The organism is Brevundimonas sp. ZS04, assembly GCF_001956865.1.
GTDB lineage: Bacteria > Pseudomonadota > Alphaproteobacteria > Caulobacterales > Caulobacteraceae > Brevundimonas > Brevundimonas diminuta.
The window spans coordinates 1-5,411 of record NZ_MTHE01000032.1 but is presented as its reverse complement, the minus strand read 5'-3'; the positions used below and the strand labels follow the sequence as shown (position 1 = coordinate 5,411).

Below are 5,411 nucleotides of genomic sequence, written 5' to 3'. Positions count from 1 at the left end.
GGCGGAGGTGGAGGTGGAGGCGTGACGATGCCGCCTCCCGTTCCGCCGCCCCCGCCGCCGCAGGCCGCCAAGGGCAGGGCCAGCAGGCCCAGAACGCTGATAGAGACGGCGTATCGCCGCAGACGCTGAACGGACATGGTTCCCTCTCCCGAAACCTATCCAGCCATTAGGCTGGTTTCAGAGAGATTGACGAGTCCGTCCGATCCGGTGACGGACGATCAGTCGCGCAGCAGTTCGTTCACGCCGGTCTTGGCGCGGGTCTGGGCGTCGACGCGCTTGACGATGACGGCGCAATAGAGGCTCGGGCCGCCGTTCGGGTCAGGCAGGGCGCCCGGCACCACGACGGAATAGGCCGGCACCTCGCCGCGGAAGATCTCGCCTGTGGCCCGGTCGACGATCTTGGTCGAGCCGGACAGATAGACGCCCATGGCCAGGACCGCGCCCTCGCGCACGATGACGCCTTCGGCCACCTCGGCGCGGGCGCCGATGAAGCAGCCGTCCTCGATGATGGTCGGATTGGCCTGCAGCGGCTCCAGCACGCCGCCGATGCCTGCGCCGCCCGACAGGTGGACGTTCTTGCCGATCTGGGCGCACGAGCCGACCGTGGCCCAGGCGTCGACCATCGAGCCTTCATCGACATAGGCGCCGATGTTCACGAAGGACGGCATCAGCACCACGTTCTTGCCGACATAGGCGCCGCGGCGGACGATGGCGCCGGGCACTGAGCGGAAGCCCGCGTCCTGATAGTCGGCGGCGCTCCAGTCGCCGAACTTGTTGGGCACCTTGTCCCAGAAGGGGCCGACGGCGACCGGATGATCCGCCGACAGCGGCAGGGTCGGGGCGTGGCCCGCGCGCATGATGATGTTGTCGTTCAGGCGGAAGGACAGCAGCACCGCCTTCTTCAGCCACTGGTGCGTGCTCCACACGCCGTCGGCGCCGCGCGAGGCGACGCGCGCCTGGCCGGAGTCCAGCAGGGCCAGGGCGGTGTCGACGGCGTCGCGCACCTCGCCGCGCGTGGCGGCCGAAACCTCGACGCGGGCTTCCCAGGCGGCCTCGATGACGGATTCCAGATGGGTCAGGTCGGTCATTGCGGATCTCCGTCCAGCATGGCGGTGGTCAGGAAGGGGCCGAGTGAGGCGGCCCGGTGTTGGATGTGGTCGCCCTCGGCGGTGAAGGCCTTGGTTCCGACCAGCACGGTGGTCATGCCCAGGTCACGCGCCGGCTCCAGATTCTTGGGCGTGTCCTCGAAGAAGCAGGCGGTCGCCGGATCGACGCCGAAGCGCGCCAGCATCTTGTGGAAGGTGCGCGGGTCCGGCTTGGGGATCAGGTCGGCGTCCTCCAACGCGAACACCCCGTCGAAGAAGGGCGTTAGCTCCAGCCGTTCCATCACCCGCTGGGCGTGGCCGGCCGAGCCGTTGGTGAAGATCAGGCGCGGGCCCTGCAGCCGCTCCAGCGCCGCGTGCAGGCCGGGATCGGGCGCCAGCACGTCCAGCGGCACGTCATGCACCTCGGCCAGGAAGTGATGCGGGTCGATCTCATAGTGCATCATCAGCCCGGCCAGGGAGGTGCCGTAGTCGTGCAGATAGCCGCGCTGCACCGACAGGGCCTCGGCCGATTCCAGGCCGGACGTCCGCACGACGTACTGGTTGATGCGCTGCTCCACCTGACGCAGGAACTGCGTCTCCGGCGGGTAAAGGGTGTTGTCCAGGTCGAAGACCCAGGACCGCACATGGCGCAGGTCCGCGCCGATCTCGGCAGGCGCGGTTTCAGGCGCCGTGCTCGACGCCGAACCCGTCACTTCCGTCGGACCAGGGTGCCGGCGCCGTGCTCGGTGAACAGCTCGACCAGCATGGCGTGCGGGCGGCGCCCGTCCAGGATGACCACGGCCTCGACGCCCGCGCGGATGGCGGCCATGGCCGTCTCCAGCTTGGGGATCATGCCGCCGGTGGCGACGCCGTCGTTGATCAGGCCCTGCGCCTCGTCCAGCGTCATCTGGCGAATGATCTCGCCGTCGGCGCCCTTGACCCCCGGCACGTCGGTCAGCAGCAGCATCCGCTTGGCGTGCAGGGCGCCCGCAACGGCCCCGGCCACGGTGTCGGCGTTGACGTTGTAGGTCTGGCCGTCCTCGGCCACGCCGATGGGGGCGATGACCGGCACCCAGTCCTCGGTCTCCGAGGCGATCAGGCCCTTGATCAGCTTGGGATCGACCTTGGTCGGTTCGCCGACGAAGCCCAGGTCGACTTCGTGCTCGATCATGCTGTCGGGATCGCGCTTGGTGCGCTTGGTCTTCTCGACCGTCAGCAAGCCGGCGTCCTTGCCCGACAGGCCGACGCCGCGCACGTCGGCTTCCTTGCCGGCGACGGTGATCCAGTGGGCGATCTCTTTGTTGACCGCGCCGGACAGGACCATCTCGGCTACCGACATGGTGTCCTTGTCCGTCACGCGCAGGCCGTCGACGAAGGCCGACTTCACGCCCGCCTTGTCCAGCATGGCGCTGATCTGCGGCCCGCCGCCGTGGACCACCACGGGGTTCACGCCCATCAGCTTCAGCAGCACCACGTCCGCGGCGAACTGCTTCGCCACAGCGCCCTCGCCCATGGCGTGGCCGCCGTATTTGATGACCACGGTCTCGCGGTCATAAACTTGGATATAGGGCAGGGCTTCGGCGAGCGTCTTCGCCGTTTCCCAGCCGCGTTCCTCGGATTGCCGATCAGTCTCTATCATCGTGCGCGCTCGATAGCCCCAAGGGGGGCGGGAGTCACGGGCGAAGGTGCTGTTGAAGTTAGCGGGGTTGTCATTCTTTCGTAATTCTATGGTCGGGTACTTCCTTTCTGCGCGATTCAGATTAGGCATCCTCGCATGAGATTATATCCTGTCATTATGTGCGGCGGTGCGGGAACCAGGCTTTGGCCGGCTTCTCGCCCTTCAAGGCCTAAGCAGTTCATCCCGCTTTCAGGTAACCGCTCTCTCTTTCAGGAAGCCGTTTTACGGACGCAGCCGCTGGTTTCCGGTGGCGGGCGCATTATTGTTATTGGCGGCCAGACGCATCGCAGCGCCATTCTGGATCAGCTTCATGAAATCGGCGTCGTTGCTCAAGTCTTGCTTGAGCCCGAGGCGCGGGATTCGGCAGCCGCCATGGCGGCTGCTGCTGCGTGGACGGAACAACACGACGCGGACGGGGTGAACGTTTTTGTCGCGTCAGATCACCATATTCCGGATCATGGCGCTTTCTGCGAAGCTGTACGAAAGGCGGGCGAAGCCGCGTTGCAGGGCCATATCGTTACCCTAGGCGTCAAGCCGACTGAGCCCTCGACCGCTTATGGGTATATCCAACCGGCTGCAAGTAATCTTGCTCCGGTGCAGCAGTTTGTTGAAAAGCCCGATCGAGATGTAGCTCGAGAGTACATTGAAAAAGGATTCCTTTGGAATAGCGGCAATTTCATACTTTCTTCCAGAACGCTGCTTTCTGAACTCGCGCATTGTGCTCCCGATGTCCTTCACTCGGCGCGAGCGTCGGTTGACGGTTGTGCTGGGGATGTCTTTGAGCTTGGCGCAGCTTTCCGTTCTGCGCCTAAGATTTCGATCGACTATGCCTTGATGGAGCGCACGCAGCGGGCCTGGGTCTTGCCAGTTGATTTCCAATGGTCGGATTTGGGAGCCTGGGACGCCGTCGCCGCGACGGGCGAAGGAGAATTCGGCGGGCATATTTTTGAGGACGCTGAAGGCTGCATGGCGCGTGCACCGGAAGGCGTAGTAGTCGCGGCCCTTGGGGTTCGAAATCTGGCCATTGTGGTTGAAGGCGATGCCGTCTTGGTGTGCGATCTGTCTCGCGCTCAAGACGTGAAGAAGGTGGTGGAGCGACTGCGAAAGTCTTCTCCGCAGCATATAGACTTCGTCAAACCTGAAATGGAGGCGCTTGAAGTTGGTGCGCGCCGATTCCGGGAGTGGTTGCGCTTACGCGCATTGCCGCTTTGGTCGTCAGTGGGCCAGGCCGAAAATGGAGCATTCGCCGAACTGCTTAATCTTGATGGGCGAAGTGTAGCGGCGGAGCGACGTGCGCGCGTTCAGGCTCGACAGATTTATGTTTTTGCGCAGGCAGCCTTGCTTGGATGGCAAGGGCCTTGGCGTCAGAACATCATGGATGGGTTCGCATATCTGGAGCGAACGTTCCTGCGTCCGGATGGTTTGATGCGAACGTTGGTGGCGCATGACGGCACGCCTTTGGACGAGGATTTCCGTGTCTATGATCAGGCTTTTCTTCTGCTCGCGCTAGCGACGGCCAAGAAAGCGGGTGTTGACTGGGACGGGCGTGCTGAAGCGATCGCTCATGCGGTGAGAAAGCGGTTACTGGAAAGGGCGGATGACGTTGGAGCCATCGTCGAAGCCGGAGACCAACCGTACCAGTCAAACGCCCACATGCACCTGCTGGAGTCGGCCTTGGCTTGGTCCGAGGTCAGCGATGATCCGGCATGGAGTGCGCTCGCAGAACAGGTTGCGAGCTTGGCCGCGACTGTTTTTATGGATTCAAAGACCGGCCGATTGAGAGAGTTCTTTGAGGCTGACTGGACGCCTGCTTCTGGCGAGAAAGGTCGTCTCGTCGAGCCGGCTCATCAATTCGAATGGGCCTGGTTGTTGGCGCGCTTGCACCGTCGCGGCGGAGATCAGAAGTGGCTGAGGGCCGCCAGAACTTTGTTCGGCCGCGGGGCGGAGGGAGTGGACGCGCGCGGTCAAGTCGCTGTGGATGCTTTAGATGAGGATGGTGGTATCCGTATACGGCGCGCTCGTCTGTGGCCTCAGACTGAATGGCTGAAAGCCTCCCTGCTTCTTGCTGATCTGTGCCCGTCTGATGAAACTCATTTTCTCTCAGAGGCGGCTCGCGCTCAGCGCGCCGTTTGGACATATCTGACGGATGACGGTCTTTGGCGGGATAAAAGGCTTGAAAGCGGTCGTTTCATTGAAGAAGCGTCTCCTGCCAGTTCATTGTATCACATTGTTTCCGCCTTTACGCAGGTCGCTGAAGCGAGAACCTTGGGAAGCGGCGCTCCCTCACTTGCTCTGAGCTAAACAGAGACTTAACCTTTTGTAGCTTTTGGAACACGCTTGTGTTGCATGAAGCTGTAAGTGAGCGTTTCGTGCTCGACCGCCTATGGTGACGCTGATAAAGGTCGCCGCAGGCGGTGATCTAATTGTCGCCCACTTTTCAACAAACCTCGGAGGGCCGCATCCTATGCGTGTCAAGAGTTTGATCCTGGCGTCGAGCGCAGCGGCCGCCCTGGCCCTGTCGGCCGGCGCTGCATCGGCTGAGCCCGATGGCTGGTACGGCGCGATCGACGCCGGCTACCACATCATCGACGACATCAACACGGAAGCGTCGGCGACCGGCCACAGCTGGAACTGGGAAGTCAACGACG

Annotated in this window: 4 protein-coding genes and 1 pseudogene; 2 read left to right on the top strand and 3 right to left on the bottom strand. The window is 63.1% G+C overall.

Annotated elements, in window-relative coordinates; all coding sequences use genetic code 11:
• Positions 1 to 218: 218 nt before the first annotated feature.
• From dapD to argB, 3 genes are read right to left on the bottom strand one after another with little or no spacing between them, the layout of a single operon-like run.
• Positions 219 to 1,088 carry a 2,3,4,5-tetrahydropyridine-2,6-dicarboxylate N-succinyltransferase gene (dapD, locus tag BJP32_RS16565; protein ID WP_076224878.1) on the bottom strand — a complete coding sequence of 290 codons (870 nt, stop codon included), beginning with the start codon at positions 1,086 to 1,088 and terminating at the stop codon, positions 219 to 221.
• A complete protein-coding gene (locus BJP32_RS16560; RefSeq protein ID WP_083674032.1) occupies positions 1,085 to 1,798 on the bottom strand; it encodes a pyrimidine 5'-nucleotidase in 714 nt (237 codons plus the stop codon). The genes dapD and BJP32_RS16560 overlap by 4 nt, the downstream gene beginning before the upstream one ends.
• Positions 1,795 to 2,724 carry an acetylglutamate kinase gene (argB, locus tag BJP32_RS16555; protein ID WP_076224876.1) on the bottom strand — a complete coding sequence of 310 codons (930 nt, stop codon included), beginning with the start codon at positions 2,722 to 2,724 and terminating at the stop codon, positions 1,795 to 1,797. Before argB ends, BJP32_RS16560 begins: the two co-directional genes overlap by 4 nt.
• Positions 2,725 to 2,859: 135 nt before the next feature.
• Here argB and BJP32_RS16550 point away from each other — a divergent pair, with 135 nt between their 5' ends.
• Both BJP32_RS16550 and BJP32_RS16545 read left to right on the top strand, forming a co-directional pair.
• Positions 2,860 to 5,064, top strand: coding sequence for an AGE family epimerase/isomerase (locus BJP32_RS16550; protein WP_076224875.1), 2,205 nt, complete (start codon positions 2,860 to 2,862; stop codon positions 5,062 to 5,064).
• Positions 5,065 to 5,227: 163 nt separating this feature from the next.
• Positions 5,228 to 5,411: pseudogene (locus BJP32_RS16545) on the top strand (cell envelope biogenesis protein OmpA); the annotation flags it as partial.